Annotated in this window: 14 protein-coding genes; 12 read left to right on the forward strand and 2 right to left on the reverse strand. The window is 76.1% G+C overall.

The window, feature by feature from the left end:
- The first annotated feature begins 44 nt into the window (after positions 1 to 44).
- The 4 genes from RMN56_RS24800 to RMN56_RS24815 all read left to right on the forward strand — a co-directional run bounded on the left by RMN56_RS24800 (position 45) and on the right by RMN56_RS24815 (position 5,342).
- Entirely contained in the window at positions 45 to 1,280 is a 1,236-nt protein-coding gene (locus tag RMN56_RS24800) for a sensor histidine kinase (protein WP_313719951.1), read from the forward strand.
- Positions 1,277 to 1,942 (forward strand): response regulator, encoded by a 666-nt coding sequence (locus tag RMN56_RS24805; protein WP_151460504.1) that lies wholly within the window; start codon positions 1,277 to 1,279, stop codon positions 1,940 to 1,942. The genes RMN56_RS24800 and RMN56_RS24805 overlap by 4 nt, the downstream gene beginning before the upstream one ends.
- 149 nt (positions 1,943 to 2,091) lie before the next feature.
- Entirely contained in the window at positions 2,092 to 2,856 is a 765-nt protein-coding gene (locus tag RMN56_RS24810) for an ABC transporter ATP-binding protein (RefSeq protein WP_313719953.1), read from the forward strand.
- Positions 2,857 to 2,861: 5 nt separating this feature from the next.
- Positions 2,862 to 5,342: an ABC transporter permease gene (locus RMN56_RS24815; protein WP_313719954.1), complete on the forward strand. Its 2,481-nt coding sequence runs from the start codon at positions 2,862 to 2,864 to the stop codon at positions 5,340 to 5,342.
- 109 nt (positions 5,343 to 5,451) lie between these two features.
- Here RMN56_RS24815 and RMN56_RS24820 read toward each other — a convergent pair whose 3' ends face one another.
- Positions 5,452 to 6,852, reverse strand: coding sequence for a serine/threonine-protein kinase (locus tag RMN56_RS24820; RefSeq protein ID WP_313719955.1), 1,401 nt, complete (start codon positions 6,850 to 6,852; stop codon positions 5,452 to 5,454).
- 561 nt (positions 6,853 to 7,413) lie between these two features.
- Between RMN56_RS24820 and RMN56_RS24825 the strand changes: the two genes are divergently transcribed.
- From RMN56_RS24825 to RMN56_RS24860, 8 genes are all read left to right on the forward strand, one after another.
- Positions 7,414 to 8,055: an RNA polymerase sigma factor gene (locus tag RMN56_RS24825; protein WP_313719956.1), complete on the forward strand. Its 642-nt coding sequence runs from the start codon at positions 7,414 to 7,416 to the stop codon at positions 8,053 to 8,055.
- 16 nt (positions 8,056 to 8,071) lie between these two features.
- Positions 8,072 to 8,872 carry a hypothetical protein gene (locus RMN56_RS24830; protein ID WP_313719957.1) on the forward strand — a complete coding sequence of 267 codons (801 nt, stop codon included), beginning with the start codon at positions 8,072 to 8,074 and terminating at the stop codon, positions 8,870 to 8,872.
- Positions 8,873 to 9,105: 233 nt separating this feature from the next.
- Positions 9,106 to 10,341, forward strand: a complete 1,236-nt coding sequence (egtA, locus tag RMN56_RS24835) for an ergothioneine biosynthesis glutamate--cysteine ligase EgtA (protein ID WP_313719958.1) — start codon at positions 9,106 to 9,108, stop codon at positions 10,339 to 10,341.
- On the forward strand, positions 10,338 to 11,675 hold the full coding sequence (gene egtB / locus RMN56_RS24840) for an ergothioneine biosynthesis protein EgtB (protein WP_313719959.1): 1,338 nt from the start codon (positions 10,338 to 10,340) through the stop codon (positions 11,673 to 11,675). The genes egtA and egtB overlap by 4 nt, the downstream gene beginning before the upstream one ends.
- A 16-nt stretch (positions 11,676 to 11,691) precedes the next feature.
- Positions 11,692 to 12,438 (forward strand): ergothioneine biosynthesis protein EgtC, encoded by a 747-nt coding sequence (egtC, locus tag RMN56_RS24845; RefSeq protein ID WP_313719960.1) that lies wholly within the window; start codon positions 11,692 to 11,694, stop codon positions 12,436 to 12,438.
- Between the two features lie 41 nt (positions 12,439 to 12,479).
- Positions 12,480 to 13,445 (forward strand): L-histidine N(alpha)-methyltransferase, encoded by a 966-nt coding sequence (gene egtD / locus RMN56_RS24850; RefSeq protein WP_313719961.1) that lies wholly within the window; start codon positions 12,480 to 12,482, stop codon positions 13,443 to 13,445.
- 225 nt (positions 13,446 to 13,670) lie between these two features.
- Positions 13,671 to 14,258 (forward strand): TMEM165/GDT1 family protein, encoded by a 588-nt coding sequence (locus RMN56_RS24855; protein WP_313719963.1) that lies wholly within the window; start codon positions 13,671 to 13,673, stop codon positions 14,256 to 14,258.
- A gap of 162 nt (positions 14,259 to 14,420) precedes the next feature.
- On the forward strand, positions 14,421 to 14,627 hold the full coding sequence (locus tag RMN56_RS24860; protein WP_313719965.1) for a hypothetical protein: 207 nt from the start codon (positions 14,421 to 14,423) through the stop codon (positions 14,625 to 14,627).
- A gap of 46 nt (positions 14,628 to 14,673) precedes the next feature.
- Here the strand turns inward: RMN56_RS24860 and nhaA are convergent, their stop codons facing one another.
- A complete protein-coding gene (nhaA, locus tag RMN56_RS24865; RefSeq protein WP_313719967.1) occupies positions 14,674 to 15,975 on the reverse strand; it encodes a Na+/H+ antiporter NhaA in 1,302 nt (433 codons plus the stop codon).
- Positions 15,976 to 15,988 lie beyond the last annotated feature (13 nt).

A 15,988-nucleotide genomic window follows, 5' to 3' on the forward strand; every position in this document is an offset into this window, starting at 1 on the left:
TCCCGCACGCCGAGCATCGACGTGCGCGTCAGCCCGTACCCTGGGTGACCGTGGAGCGCATCGTCTTCGGCCGCCCGCTGCGCAGCGTCGCGTTCGACGTCGCCGTCTCCGGGCTGGTGGCCCTCTTCGCCGTCCTGGGGATCTTCGCCGAGAACGGCGGCGTCGCGGAAACCACCGTCGGCCTGGTGATGGCGCTGGTCCTGCTGTTCCGGCGGACCCACCCGTCGGCGGTGGCGGCCGGGGTGGCCGTGCTCGCGCTGCTCCAGGTGGTCGTCGGCTGGGGTCCGCTGGCCTACGACATCGGCGTGCTCATCGCCCTCTACAGCGTGGTCAAGTACGCCGACCGGCTGCGCGACGGCGTCCTGGCCGGGATCGTCGCCGCGATCGGCGTGCTGCTCGCCGCCGCCCAGATGCCCGGCCCGGCGCCGTGGTGGGCCGGCGCGCTCTACTACGGCCTGGTCACCGGGGCGGTCTGGTTGGTCGGGCTGAACGTGCGGACCCGCCGGCTCTACGTGGTGAGCCTGGAGGAGCGGGCCACCACCCTGGAACGCGAGCGGGAGGCCGAGGCCCGGGCGGCGGTCGCCGAGGAACGCACCCGGATCGCCCGTGAGCTGCACGACGTCGTCGCGCACAGCATGGCCGTCATGATCGTGCAGGCCGACGGGGTGCGGTTCACCATCGACCGCGACCCGGACACCGCGCGGGAGGCGGCCAAGGTGGTGGCGGACACCGGGCGGCAGGCGCTGGAGGAGATGCGGCGCCTCGTCGGCGTACTCCGGGAACCGAGCCGGCCGGAGCCGGCGGCCGCGCCGGCCGCGCCCGACGCCGCCCTGGACGCCGAGCCGGCGCACCGGCGGCCGGCCCTGATCGAGCTGCCCGACCTGCTGGACCGCTTCCGCGCCGCCGGCCTGCGGATCACCGACACCGCCACCGGCACGCCCGTCGCCCTGCCGCCCGGCCTGGAACTGACCGTCTACCGGGTCGTACAGGAGAGCCTCACCAACGCGCTCAAGCACGCCGGCGTGGGCGCGGCGGTCGAGCTGCGCTACGACTGGTCCGCGGACGCCGTCGTGGTCCGGGCGGTCGACGACGGGCGCGGCCGTCCGGTGGTGCGGCCGGCGCCGTCCGGCGGGCACGGCCTGGTCGGCATGCGCGAGCGGGTCGGGGTGTACGACGGCAGCCTCGCCGCCGGCCCCACGCTGGGCGGGGGGTGGCGGGTCGAGGCGCGGCTGCCGCTACCGTCGGCGTCGGGCACCGAGGAAGGGAAGGCGGCGGCATGACCGTACGGGTGGTGATCGTCGACGACCAGGCGCTGGTGCGCGCCGGGTTCCGGATGGTGCTCGACTCCCAGCCCGACCTCGCCGTGGTGGGCGAGGCCATCGACGGCGCGGACGCCCTGCGGGTGCTGGACCGGGTCGAGGCCGACGTGGTGGTGATGGACCTGCGGATGCCGACCATGGACGGCGTGGAGGCCACGAAGCGGATCTGCGCCCGCCCGGCCGAGCGCCGCCCCCGGGTGCTGGTGCTCACCACCTTCGACACCGAGGCCGACGCGTTCGCCGCGCTGCGGGCCGGTGCCAGCGGCTTCCTGCTCAAGAACGTGCCGCCGGAGGACCTGCTCGCCGCCATCCGGGTGGTCGCCGAGGGCGACTCGGTGGTGGCCCCGTCGATCACCCGGCGGCTGCTCGACCGGTTCGCCGGGCAGCTCGGGCCGGCGCCCACCGAGGACCCGCGGCTGGCCCAGCTCACCGAGCGGGAGCGGGAGGTGCTGCTGCTCGTGGCGCAGGGTCTCTCCAACGCCGAGATCGCCGCCCGGGTGCACGTCGCGGAGGCGACCGTGAAGACCCACGTCGGCCGGATCCTCGCCAAGCTCCAGCTCCGCGACCGGGTCCAGGCCGTCGTGCTGGCGTACGAGAGCGGGCTGGTCACCCCCGGCGGCTGACCCGGCGTACGACCTGGGTCGTACGGGTCCACCCGGTCGGGGGCGACCACCGGCGTACCGAGGTCGAGCGCGCAGGTGGAGATCATCGGCGGGGTGCCGCCCCTAGCGTCGGAAGGGTCTTCAGGAACCTGCCCGACAGGAGCACCACGTTGTCCGCAACCACCACCACCGGCGTCGCCGTCACCGCCCGTGAGCTGCGCAAGGAGTACGGCGCCGGCCCGCACCGGGTCGTCGCGCTCGACGGCGTCGACCTCGATCTGGCCGCCGCCCGGTTCACCGCCGTGATGGGTCCGTCCGGCTCCGGCAAGTCCACCCTGCTGCACTGCCTCGCCGGCCTGGACCGGCCATCCGCCGGCAGCGTGCGCATCGGCGACGCCGACCTCGCCCGCCTGGACGACCGCCGGCTGACCCGGCTGCGCCGGGACCGGATCGGCTTCGTCTTCCAGAAGTTCAACCTGCTGCCCACCCTCACCGCCGAGGAGAACATCGTGCTGCCGCTGGCCATCGCCGGCCGGCGGCCCGACCCGGAGTGGCTGCGCCAGGTGGTGACCGCGGTCGGCCTCGCCGACCGTCTCCGCCACCGGCCCGCCGAGCTCTCCGGCGGCCAGCAGCAGCGGGTCGCCGTGGCCCGGGCCCTGGTCACCCGGCCGTGGGTGATCTTCGCCGACGAACCCACCGGCAACCTGGACTCGCGTTCCGGCGCGGAGGTGCTGCGGCTGCTCCGCGAGGCGGTGGACACGCTCGGCCAGACCGTGGTCATGGTGACCCACGACCCGAAGGCCGCCGCCCACGCCGACCGGGTGGTCTTCCTCGCCGACGGGCGGCTGGTCGACGAGCTGCACGCCCCGACCGCCGGTGAGGTCCTCGACGCGCTCACCCGGCTCGAGGCCGGCGCGCCGGCGGCGGGGCGGTGACCGGGATGCTGCGCCTGACCCTGCGTCAGATCCGCGCCGACGGGCTGCGCCTGCTGCTCTCCTCGCTGGCGATCGTCCTCGGCGTCGCCTTCGTGGCCGGCACCCTGATGCTCACCGACGGCATGCGCGCCGGGGCCTACGAGCGGGCCGGCGCCTTCGACCGGCACACCGATCTGGCCGCGTACGCCGGCACGACCCCGCTGCCGCCGTCCCTGGTCGACCGGGTGCGCGCGGTCGACGGGGTGGCCGCCGCCGAGGGGGAGCTGACCGGCACCGCCGGGGTGGTGGGCGCCGACGGGCGGCCGGTGCTCGGCTACGCCGTGCTCGCCGCGATCCCCACCGACCCGGCCCTCCAGTCGTACGACGTCGTGGCCGGGCGGCTGCCGCAGCGGACCGGCGAGCTGGTGCTCGACGAGGAGACCGTCGCCGACCAGCACTTCGCCCTCGGCAGCCCGGTGCGGGTCGGCGGGAACGGCGGGCCGGCCCGCCCGTACACGCTGGTCGGCACCGTCGACGTGGCCGGCAGCTCGCGCGACGTCGGCGGCCCGTTCATCGGCCTGGCCGGCCCGGACGCCCTCGCCGTGGGCGGGGAGCGTGGCTACGGCCGGATCATGGTGGCCGCGCGGCCCGGGGTGGACCGGGCGGCGCTCGCCGACCGGGTACGCGCGGCGGTCGGGCCGGCGGTCGCCGTGCGGGACCGCGCGGCGATCCTCGACGAGGCCGTCGCCGACGCGGTCCGCGACCGGCGGCAGTTCGAGCTGTTCCTGGGCACCTTCGCGGCGGTGGCGGTGGTGGTCGCCGGCTTCGTGATCGCCAACACCTTTGCCATCGTGCTCGCCCAGCGGTCCCGGCGGACCGCGCTGCTGCGGCTGGTCGGCGCCACCCGGGGGCAGGTCTACCGGGCCGCCCTCGGCGAGGCGGCGCTGACCGGGCTGCTCGCCTCGGCGGCCGGGGTGCTGGCCGGGGTGGGCCTGGCCGCGGGCCTCGGCGCGCTGCTGTCCACCCTCGACGCGCCGGTCGGCGACGTGGTCACCGTCACGGCCCGGACGGTGCTGCTCTCCCTCGGGCTCGGGACGCTGCTGACCCTGGTGGCCGCCGCCGTGCCGTCCTGGCAGGGCACCCGGGTCGCGCCGGTGGCCGCCCTGACCGACGCCGCCGTGCAGCCCGCCGGCCGGGCCGGCCGGGTCCGGCTCGTGGCCGGAGCGCTGGTCCTCGCCGCCGGGGTGGCCGCCCTGGTCGGCGCCGGAGCCCTCGGCCAGGTGCCGCTGGTCGCCGCCGGCGGGGTGCTGGCCTTCCTGGGCATCGTGCTGTTCGGCCCGGTGCTGGTGCCGGCCCTGGTCCGGCTGCTCGGCCTGCCGGCCCGCCGGCTGCTCGGCGTTCCGGCCGCGCTGGCCGTGGCGAACGCCGTGCGCAACCCGCGCCGGGTCGCGGCCACCGCCACCGCGATGGTCATCGGCATCGGTCTGGTCTCCGCGTTCGTGGTCGGCGCGGGCAGCGCGAAGGCGGGCATCGAGCGCGCCGTGGACGCGGAGATCGGGGTGGACTTCGTGGTCACCGGGATCGGCGGGGACCTGCCGGCGCCGCTGGCCGGGGAACTGGCCGCCCGGCCCGAGCTGGGCGTGGTGCACGAGCAGCGCAGCCGGGTCGTCGACGGGATCGAGGTGCGCGCCGCCCACCCGGCGCTGGTCCGGCGGACGCTGTCCGCCGTGGACGCCGGTGACCCGGCCGCCCTCGGTCCGGGCACGGTGCTGGTGCACCGGGAGCTGGCCGCGGCCCGCGGCTGGTCCGTGGGCAGCAGCGTCCCGCTCGCCGGCCGCTCGTTCCGGGTCGCCGCCGTGGTGGCCGACGACACCCCGGCCCTGGCCGGCAGCCCCGTGCCCGCCGGGCACGTGGTGGACGTCGCCGACGCCGACTTCGCCCGCCTCTTCCCGGCCGAGCGCGGCCACCTGGCCGAGGTGGACCCCGCCGACGGGGTGTCCACCGACGTCGCGCGGGCCGCCATGGAGTCGGTGCTCACCCGCTATCCGACGGTCAACCTGCTGGACCAGGCGGCCTACAAGAAGATGCTCACCGGCACGGTGGACCTGGTGCTCGGCTTCGTCACCGCGCTGCTCGGCCTGGCCGTGGTGATCGCGCTGGTCGGCGTGGCGAACACGCTCACCCTGTCGGTGGTGGAGCGGACCCGGGAGAACGCGGTGCTGCGCGCCGTGGGCCTGACCCGCGGCGGGATGCGGGCGGTGCTCGCCGTCGAGGCGGTGCTCACCGCGCTGGTCGGCACGCTGCTCGGCGTCGCCCTGGGCACCGGGGTGGCCGCCGGCGGGATGGCCGTGCTGGCCCGCATCGGCGGGGATTTCACCCTGGTGCTGCCGTGGGGGCGGCTCGGCCTGATCGTCGCGGTGGCGGTGGTCGCCGCGCTGGCCGCCTCGATCCTGCCGGCCCGGCGGGCGCTGTCCCGACCGGTGGTGGCGGCCCTCGGCGCGGAGTGAGCGCCGGGCGCCCGAGAGTCGGCCGAGCCGGTCCCGCGACAGCCGCGGGGCCGGCTCGGCCGACTCCGGGTGCCGCCGGGTCGGGCGTTACGGTCCTGGTGCCGTTGGGTCAGCGGCGCGACGCCGGCTGCGCCCCGCCGCCCTCGCCCCCGCCGTCGCCACCGTCCGGAGGGGCGGTCGTGGTCGACGTCGTCTCGGTCGGCGCCGTGGTTTCCACCGGCGGCGAGCTGGTGGTCGGGGCCGTGCTCGGCGCGGTCGGCAGGGTCGACGGGACGCCGGACGGGCTCGGCTGGGCCGATCCGCTCGCGGAGGGGCTCGGGCTCGCCGAGCCGGAGGTCGACGGCCGGCCGGTGGGGCCCACCGGGCGGTAGCTGTGGCCGCCCTCGTCCGTCGGCGGCCCGTCGGTGACCGCGACGTCCGCGACCGAGTTGCTCGGGGCGATCGCCGGCGCGGTCGTGTCGAGCCGGGTGGCCGGAGCATCGGCATTCTTCGCCGCGCCCAGGGCCGCGCCCAGCGCGGTCAGCGCCACCAGCACCGCGGCCGCCGCACCGACCAGCGTGCCGCGCCGGCGCGGCCGGCGGGCCGGGGCCACCAGGGCGCCCGGCGTGGCGGCCAGGTCGTCCCGGGTGTGGCTCGACCCGGTGGCGCCGCGCAGCGTCACCGGCACCATGGCGGTGGGCGACTCGGAGCCGGCCGCGCGGGCCGCCTCGGCCATCGCGGCGGCAGTGGGGAAGCGGTCCGCCGGGTCCTTGGCCAGGGCCCGGGCCACCAGGTCCCGCACCGGCTGCGGGATGTCCTCCGGCAGCTCCGGCGGCTCGTCGTCGAGGTGCCGGACGGCCACCTGCAGCGGGTTGTCCCCGGTGAACGGCGGGCTCCCGGTGAGGCAGCAGTAGGCCACCGCGCCAAGTGCGTAGACGTCGGTGGCGCCGGAGACCGGCCGCCCGGCGGCCTGCTCGGGAGCCATGTAGAGGGCGGTGCCGGGCACCGCGTTGGTGCTGGTGATGCTGGTCACGTTTGTCGACCGGGCGACCCCGAAGTCGACCAGGACCACGGTCCCGTCGTCCTGCACGAGCAGGTTGCTCGGCTTCACGTCGCGGTGAACGATGCCCCGGGCGTGCGCCCCGTGCAGGGCCTGGGCCACCTGCGCCACGATCGACATGGTCTCGCCGACCCCGAGCTGCCCGGCGGCCTCGATGCGCCGGGAGAGGGGCTCGCCCGCCACGAACTCCATGACCAGGTAGTCGGCCCGGCTCCCGTCGGGCAGCTCGTCCTCCCCGCAGTCGAAGACCTGGACCACGCCCGGGTGGCGCAGCGAGGCCATGATCCGTGCCTCGGAGCGGAAGCGGGCGATGAAGTCGGGATCGGAGACCAGCGCGGGCAGCAGGACCTTCACCGCGACCGGACGGCCGAGCACCAGGTCCGTGGCACGCCAGACGTCGCCCATGCCGCCGGTGGCGACACGGTCATCAAGGCGGTACCGACCGCTGAGTACGACGTCGGAAGTCAACACGTCAATACCGTACCCAGAGTGGCCGCGGAGTATTTCCCGCGATATCTCCCGTCACGACCGGCGGGCGGCCGGAGGCGTCTGGGCCGAACGGTCAGGCGGGCCCGCGCCGATCGGCTGACCGTGACGAATCGCGTACGATCGGGCAGGAAAATGTGCCCGGAGGTTCGGGTGTCCGGCTCCGACCTGGTGTTTCGTCCCGATTCACCGACCCCGCAGCGCGCGACGGCTGGCATTCGTTACGCCGACGCGCCGTCCCGAGCCGTAGACAAATATCACTCTTTCCCCTGCGGGTGGCACCTTGTCGAACCCGCCGGCCGCTCCTAGCGTTGGCCCGGCTCCCGGCCGCCCCACGCCGCCGGTACGGTATGTCCGCCGACGGCCGTCCTCACTCCCGGCGGTGTCCATACGCGCGCCCGCACCCGCCCGGTGCCGGCGCCGATCAGGCCAGCGGGGGGCTGATGGTGCGGGTGGAGGTCCGGTCGACCGATCGGGCGGGCGTCGGGCACGCCGGCACCGGTGGCCGCCGGCGCGGGCAGTCGGCACGGCGGGAACGGCGGATTCATGACCGGTGAGCTGAGCGAGGCGGTCGCCGGCGCGCAGGCGGGCGACGAGGAGGCGTTCCGCTTCCTCTACCGCAGCCTGCAGCCCGGCCTGCTGCGCTACCTCACCGCCCTGGTCGGCGCCGACGCCGAGGACGTGGCCTCGGAGACGTGGCTGCAGATCTCCCGCGACCTGCCCCGCTTCACCGGCGGCGAGTTCCGCGCCTGGACCGTCACGATCGCCCGCAACCGGGCCATGGACCACCTGCGCCGGCAGCGCCGGCGGCCCGCCCTGCCGGTGCCCGTTCAGGCACTCAGCGAGCTGGCCGGGGACGCGGACACCGCCGAGCGGGCCGGCGAGACCATCGGCACCGAGAGTGCCCTCGCGCTGATCGCCAGCCTGCCGCCCCGTGAGGCGGAAGCGGTGCTGCTGCGGGCCGTGATCGGGCTTGACGCGGAGACCGCCGGCCGGGTGCTCGGGCGGCGGGCCGGCGCGGTGCGCACCGCCGCGCACCGGGGGCTGCGGCGCCTGGCCGGGCTGCTGGAGCGCGCCGACCAGGATCAACCGGCGGACCGGGCCGGGGAAGCGACGCCGCCCCGCGCCCGTGACGGCCGGGGGCGGCAGGCGCCGCAGGCGCCCAAGGCCGAGCCGGCGGACGGTTGACGTGGAGGGAAACGGGATGAGTTCTGGCCGGTCCGACTGGCCCGCCGACCGGGCGGAGTCGGAGCGCCTCCTCGACGCGGCCCGTGCCGCGGCGCCTCCGGCGGCGCCGGCCGACCGGCTGGCGCACCTGCTCGCCGCGGCTGCCGCCCCGGGCACCGCGGCCGAACTGGCCGGCGAGGAGCAGGCGCTCGCCGCGTTCCGTGCCGCCCGGGCCAACCCGGCCCCGGCCGCGGCGCCGCCGCGCCACCGCTTCCGGGTCGGCGCCGTCCTGGCCGGGCTCGCCGCCACCGCGACCGCCGGGGTCGCCTTCGCCGCGGTGACCATCGACCGGGCCCGGGAGCCGGCGCCGCCGCCCGCCCCGACCACGCCGGGCGGGAGCACCGGCGGCGCGAGCGACCCGGGTTCCGCGACGCCCTCCGGGGGCGCCACCCCGACCGGCGGGGCCTCCGGCGGCGTCCCGTCCACCGCCCCGACGCCCGGCGGGTCCGGCAAGCCGGCGAGCGCCGGGCAATTCGCCGGGCAGTGCCGGGCCTACCTGGCCAAGTCCGACCAGCAGCGGGCCACGGCGCTGGAGAGCCCCGGCTTCGCCGATCTGGTGACCGCGGCCGGCGGCGCCGACCGGGTGGAGAGCTACTGCCTGGCGCTGGTGCCGGAGAAGTCCCCGGAGCCGAAGTCGACGCCGACGTCGGAGCCGAGGCCGAAGTCGACGCCAAAATCGGAGCCGAAGTCGACGCCAAAGTCGGAGCCGACGCCGAAGTCGACGCCGAAGCGGACGACCGGGCCGAGATCCGAGCGCGGGTCGACGGCGAGGCCGTAGTCCCCGACCGGCGCGCGGGACGCGGTGCCGGCCGTGCCCGCCGCGTCGCCCCGCCGTCCGGACGGCCCGGCGCCGCCCACGCCGCAACCGGATTCCGGACAAAAATTCATCTCCCCGGGCGCGCGGATTCCGTCTGCTAGACAGAAGATGGTGGGACCCGCCGACGCTCGGCCGCCACGGCACGGGCGCCGGCCGACAGCGTCGTCGCCCACCCCGGGGAGAGGAGCCGTCTCTTGGTGATGTCGCCGGAGCTGGACCGGACCACCGTGCTGGGGGACGAGGCGGCGGCCCGCGGGCACCTCGCCAGGATCTGCTTCAAGACCGGGCCACCCAGCCTGACCGGCGTCGAGCTGGAATGGACGGTGCACGACGCTGCGGACCCGACCCGCCCGGTCGACCGCGAGCGACTGCGCCGGGCGTTGGGACGGCACAGCCCCGTCACCCTCGACCCCACCAGCCCGGCCGCCGGGCTCCGGCGCGGTGGCACCGTGACCGTGGAGCCGGGCGGGCAGGTGGAGATCTCCTCCGCGCCGCGACCGTCGGTCGCCGCGCTCATCCTGGCCACCGAGGCCGACCTCGCCGAGTTGCGGGCCCTCCTGGACGCCGCCGGCCTCGTCCTGGGCCGCACCGGCATGGACCCCTGGCGCCCCCCGAGCCCCGTCGTGGACACGCCGCGCTACCGGGCCATGCGCGCCGTCTTCGACCGGCACGGGTCGGCCGGCCGGGCGATGATGTACAGCACCGCCGGGCTCCAGGTCTGCCTGGACGCGGGCGACCCGGACCGGCTGGCCGAGCGGTGGGCCGCCGCGCACGCCGTCGGGCCGCCGCTGCTGGCCGCCTTCGCCACCGCCGACCGGCACGCCGGACGCTCCACCGGCTGGGCCTCCACCCGGATGGCCGCCTGGCTGGCCATCGACCCGGCGCGCACCCGACCGGTCTGGTCACCGGCCCGCGCCCACCTCGACCCGCTCGCCGCCTGGACCGAGTACGCGCTCGCCGCGCCGCTGCTCTGCGTGCGCGACGACGGTCCGGATTGGACGCCGCCGCCGGGCGTCACCTTCGCCGACTGGCTGGCCGGGGCGCTGCCGCGCCCGCCGACCGCCGACGACCTGGAATACCACCTCAGCACGCTCTTCCCGCCGGTCCGCCCGCGCGGCTACCTGGAGGTCCGCTACCTGGACGCCCAGCCCGGTCGGGAGTGGACCGTGCCGCTGGCGGTGCTGGCGGCGCTCTTCGCCGACCCCGCCACCACCCGCGACGCCCTCGCCGTCGCCGCCCCGGTCGCCGGCGAATGGGTCGCGGCGGCCCGGCGCGGGCTGGCCGAGCGACCGCTGGCGACCGCCGCGGCGGCCCTGTTCGACCTGGCCCTGGCGGCCCTGCCCCGGCTGGAGCTGCCGGCCGGGATCCACGACGAGACGAGCCGAGCGATCCGGCGGCGCCGCGCCGCCGCGGAGAGGGGACACCGGTGACCACGACCGAGCGGCCGGCGATCGAGGGCGAGCGGCTGCGCGCCCGGATCGCGGCCGAGCTGGAGCGCACCCGCGCCCGCACCGCCCTGCTCACCGACGCGGTGGACGACGACGACCTGGTGCGGCAGCACTCCACGCTGATGTCCCCGCTGGTCTGGGACCTGGCGCACGTCGGCAACCAGGAGGAGCTGTGGCTGGTCCGCGACGTCGGCGGGCGCGACCCGGTGCGCCGCGACATCGACGACCTGTACGACGCGTTCAAGCAGCCCCGCAAGGACCGGCCCGCACTGCCGCTGCTGCCGCCGGCCGAGGCGCGGGCGTACGTGCGCACCGTCCGGGAGAAGGTCCACGACCTGCTGGACGGGATCCGATTTACCGACCGGAAGCTGGTCGAGGACGGTTTCGCGTTCGGCATGATCGTCCAGCACGAGCAGCAGCACGACGAGACGATGCTCGCCACCCACCAGCTGCGCGCCGGCGGCCCGGTGCTGGACGCCCCGCCGCCGCCCGAGCCGCGGGTCCGGGTGGGCGGCGAGGTGCTGGTGCCGGCCGGGCCGTTCACCATGGGCACCTCCACCGACCCGTGGGCGCTGGACAACGAGCGCCCCGCGCACACCGTCGAGCTGCCGGCGTACGCCATCGACGCGGCGCCGGTCACCAACGGGCAGTACCGCGCGTTCATCGCCGACGGGGGCTACGACGAGCCGCGCTGGTGGAGCGTGGCCGGCTGGCGGCACCGGGTCGAGGCCGGGCTGAGCGCGCCGATGCACTGGCGGCGCGACGGCGACGGCTGGGCGTACCGCCGGTTCGGGCGCTGGTCGCCGGTGCGCGACGACGAGCCGGTGGTGCACGTCTGCTTCCACGAGGCGGAGGCGTACGCGGCCTGGGCCGGCCGGCGGCTGCCCACCGAGGCGGAGTGGGAGAAGGCGGCCCGCTGGGATCCGGCGACCGGCCGGTCACGCCGCTACCCGTGGGGCGACGCGGACCCGACGAGCGCGCACGCCAACCTGGGGCAGCGGCACCTGTGGCCGGCCCCGGTGGGCGCGTACCCGGACGGGGCCTCGCCGCTCGGCGTGCACCAGCTCATCGGGGACGTCTGGGAGTGGACCTCGTCCGCCTTCCGCGGCCACCCGGGCTTCGCGGCGTTCCCCTACCGCGAATACTCGGAGGTCTTCTTCGGCGACGACCACCGGGTGCTGCGCGGCGGCTCGTTCGGCACCGACCGGTCGGCCTGCCGGGGCACCTTCCGCAACTGGGATTACCCGATCCGGCGGCAGATCTTCAGCGGTTTCCGCTGCGCCCGCGACGCCCGCCCCGAGGAGTCGCACGCGTGATCGGCGGCCTCGCCTGATGTGCCGTCACCTGGCGTACCTCGGTCCGCCGGTCAGCCTGCGGAGCCTGCTCTTCGACCCGCCGTACGGGCTGCTGCGGCAGTCCTGGGCGCCCCGCGACATGCGCGGCGGCGGCACGATCAACGCCGACGGCTTCGGCGTCGGCTGGTATCCGGACGGCGGGGAACCGGTCCGCTACCGGCGGGCACAGCCGATGTGGAGCGACACCACCCTGCCGGAGCTGGCCGCGGTGACCACCGCGGGCGGGGTGCTGGCCGCCGTCCGATCTGCCACGGTCGGCATGCCGCTGCACGAGACGGCGGCCGCGCCGTTCGCCGAGGGGCGTTGGTTGTTCAGCCACAACGGGGTGGTGCGTGGCTGGCCGGACAGCCTGGTCCCGCTGGCCGGCGGGCTGCCCCTCCGCGATCTGCTGACCCTGGAGGTGCCGACCGACTCGGCGCTGCTCTGGGCGCTGGTCCGGCACCGGCTGCGGGCCGGCGCCACGCCCGGCGACGCGGTGGCCGGGACCGTCGCGGCGGTCGCCGCCGCCGCCCCCGGATCACGGCTGAACCTCCTGCTCACCGACGGCGTCACGGTGGCCGCCAGCGTGGCCGGGCACGCGCTGTCGGTACGCCGTACCCCGGAATCGGTGCTGCTCGCCTCCGAACCCTCCGACGACGACCCCGGCTGGCGGCCGGTGCCGGACGGCCGGCTGGTGGTGGCGACCGCCGCCGGGCTGGACGTCCGGGAGCTGACGGTCGCCTGACATCCCGTTTCCCACACCCGTAGGAACAGGAAGGACAGCTGATGAGCGCGGAGCCACTGGAGATCCACCTGGAGGAGCAGGACCTCGACCGCGGCCTGCGGGAGGACGTCCGGGTCGGTCTGACCGCGACGCCGAAGTGGCTGCCACCGAAGTGGTTCTACGACGCCCGCGGCAGCGAGCTGTTCGAGGAGATCACCCGGCTGCCGGAGTACTACCCGACCCGGGCCGAGCGGGCGGTGCTGGCCGCGCACGCCGGCGACATCGCCGCGCTGACCGGTGCGAAGACCCTGATCGAGCTGGGCTCCGGCTCGTCGGAGAAGACCCGGCTGCTGCTGGACGCCTTCACCCGCCACGGCGACCTGGGCAGCTTCGTGCCGCTGGACGTCTCGGTCAGCGCGCTGCGCAGGTCCACCGAGCAGATCGCGGCCGCGTACCCCGGGCTGCGGGTGCGCGGCATCGTCGGCGACTTCACCCGGCACCTGGACCGGCTGCCCACCGGCGGCCGGCGGTTGGTGCTGTTCCTCGGCGGGACCATCGGCAACCTGCTGCCCGCGGAGCGGGCCGAGTTCCTCACCGCGACGCGCGCGGCGCTGGAGGCCGGCGACTGGCTGCTGGTCGGCACCGACCTGGTGAAGGACCCGTCGGTGCTCGTCCCCGCCTACGACGACGCGGCCGGGGTGACCGCCGAGTTCAACCGCAACGTGCTGCGGGTGATCAACCGGGAGCTGGGGGCCACCTTCGACCCGGCGGCGTTCCGGCACGTGGCGATCTGGGATCCGCGGCACGAGTGGATCGAGATGCGGCTGCGGGCCGAGCGCCCGGTCCGGGTGCGCGTGCTCGACCTGGACGTCGAGTTCGCCGCCGGGGAGGAGCTGCGGACGGAGGTCTCGGCCAAGTTCCGGCCGGAGGGGATCGCCCGGGAGCTGGTCGCGGCCGGGTTCGACCGGCAGGCGTTCTGGACCGACCCGGAGGGGCTGTTCGGCGTCAGCCTGGCCCGGGCCGACTGAGCCCTCCGTGAGCCTGTTCACCCGGCGCGGCCCGCCCGCTGGTGATCGGCTAGGCTGAGCGGCGCGAAGGGGAGTAGCCCCCAATGTCGTGGTCGACATACTGATGCGTTCCGCATCCGGCCACGCAGCCCCGGTTCCCGGGGCGGGCGAGACCTTCGACTCAGGCTGTCGCAGCCGGGTCGAGGGCGCCCCGTACCTCCTCCCGGCTTGATCGGGAAGGTTCACATGGACGGTTTCCTCGTGGCGCTGGTGATCAGCTTCGGCGTCATCTTCGTCGCCGAGCTGGGCGACAAGTCCCAGCTCATGGCCCTGACGTTCGCCACCCGCTTCCGGCCGCTGCCGGTGCTCATCGGCATCACCGTCGCCACCGCGGTCGTGCACCTGGCGTCGGTCGCCATCGGCTACGGCCTCAACGCGGCGCTGCCCACCGACTGGATCTCGCTCGTCGCCGGTCTGGCGTTCCTGGGCTTCGGGGCCTGGACCCTGCGCGGCGACAAGCTGACCGAGGAGGAGAAGCGCAAGGCGGAGAAGAGCAGCCGCAACGCGATCGTCGCCGTCGGTGTGGCGTTCTTCCTGGCCGAGCTGGGCGACAAGACGATGCTCGCCACCATCACCCTGGCCACCAAGTACGGCTGGTTCGGCACCTGGCTCGGCTCGACCCTGGGCATGGTCGCCGCGGACGCCCTGGCGATCCTGGTGGGCCGCCTGCTCGGCCGGCACCTGCCGGAGAAGGCCATCCGGTACGGCGCGGCCGTGCTTTTCGCCATCTCCGGCCTCTGGCTGATCCTGGAGGCGGTCGCCGAGCTGACCTGAGGCGGCGGCCGGTTCCGCCGGGCACGTCGACGGCGGAACCGGCCGCGGATGATCGAGGGCCGGGTCACCTGGGTATGAACATCCGGGCGACGCTGCGGCGGGTGACGACCACCGCCTAGCGTGAGCCACGAGAGGAAACCCGACGACCGGGAGGTCCCGCGCATGAGCAGGCACGACGAGCCCAACGAGTACGGCTTCGCCGGGGGCGCCACCGCTCCGGAGCCGCCGCCCGGCGGGCGCTCCGACGAGCAGGACCGGGTCGAGGCGATCGCGGTCCCGGGCGACGACCTCACCGAGCCGGTCGCGGACGCGCTGGAGGAGGAGACCGAGGAGCGCGGCGAGGAGCACCCGGCCGACCGCCGCCGCTGAACCGACGCGCGCCGGCCGCCACGGCGGCCGGCGCGCGCGTCCGCACCTACGCGGGCCGCTCCTGGTAGACGTCCGGGATGCCGTCGCCGTCGGAATCCCGGCTCTCCCGCTCGCTGATCCGCCGGTAGACCCGGTTGCGCCGGATCAGCACCGCCGAGGCCAGGCCGGCGGAGACCAGCGAGCCGAGCAGCACGGCCGCCTTCACCCGCTCGTCCTCGGGGCTGCCCGGCCCGAACGCCAGCTCGCCGATGAGCAGCGACACGGTGAAGCCGATGCCGGCCAGCAGCGCCAGCCCCGCCAGGTCCGCCCAGGTGATCTCCTCGTCGAGTTCGGCCCGGGTGAACCGGGCCAGCAGGAACGTCGAGCCGAACACCCCGACCGCCTTGCCCAGCACGAGCCCGGCCGCCACGCCGAGGACCACCGGGTCGGCGAGGACCGCGGACAGGTCGACGTCGACCAGGGACACCCCGGCGGCGAAGAACGCGAAGACCGGCACCGCGAGGCCCGCGGAGACCGGCCGCCACCGGTGCTCCAGCCGCTCGGCCAGCCCCGGCCCGCCACCCGCGCCGGGGCCTACGGGGACGGTGAAGCCGAGCAGCACCCCGGCCACCGTGGCGTGCACACCGGAGGCGTGCACCAGCGCCCAGGCGGTCACCGCGAGCGGGAGCAGCGCCCACCACCAGGTGTGCCGGCGCCGCACCAGCAGGGCGAAGGCGGCGACCGGCAGCACCGCGCCGAGCAGGGGCAGCGGGTGGAAGTCGGCGGTGTAGAAGACCGCGATGATGACGATCGCGAAGAGGTCGTCGACCACCGCGAGGGTGAGCAGGAAGGCCCGCAGCCCCTGCGGCAGGTGTGAGCTGACCACCGCGAGCACGGCGAGCGCGAAGGCGATGTCGGTGGCCGTGGGGATGGCCCAGCCGCGCAGTCCTTCGCCGCCGGCCGCGAGCGTCACCGTGAGGTAGACCAGTGCCGGCACGACCATCCCGCCCAGCGCGGCCACCACCGGCAGTGCCGCGCGGCGCGGGTCGCGCAGGTCGCCGGCCACGAACTCCCGCTTGAGCTCCAGCCCGGCCACGAAGAAGAAGATCGCCAGCAGGCCGTCGGCGGCCCAGGCGGCGAGGCTGAGGTCCAGGTGCAGCCCGGCGCCATCCGGCCAGGGCACCCACTCGCCGAGGCCGGCGTACGCGGCCCGCCAGGGGGAGTTGGCCCAGACCAGGGCGACCAGCGCGCCGAGCAGGAGCAGTCCGCCGCCGACCGTCTCGGTGCGCAGCACGTCGGCCAGGAAGCGGGCCTCCGGCCAGGAGCGGCGGGACAGCAGGCGGGGGGACGGTGGGCGGCGTTCGGTCATGCGGCGTCCGTTC

The sequence above is a fragment of the Micromonospora halotolerans genome (genome assembly GCF_032108445.1).
In the GTDB taxonomy this organism is placed as follows: Bacteria; Actinomycetota; Actinomycetes; order Mycobacteriales; family Micromonosporaceae; genus Micromonospora; species Micromonospora halotolerans.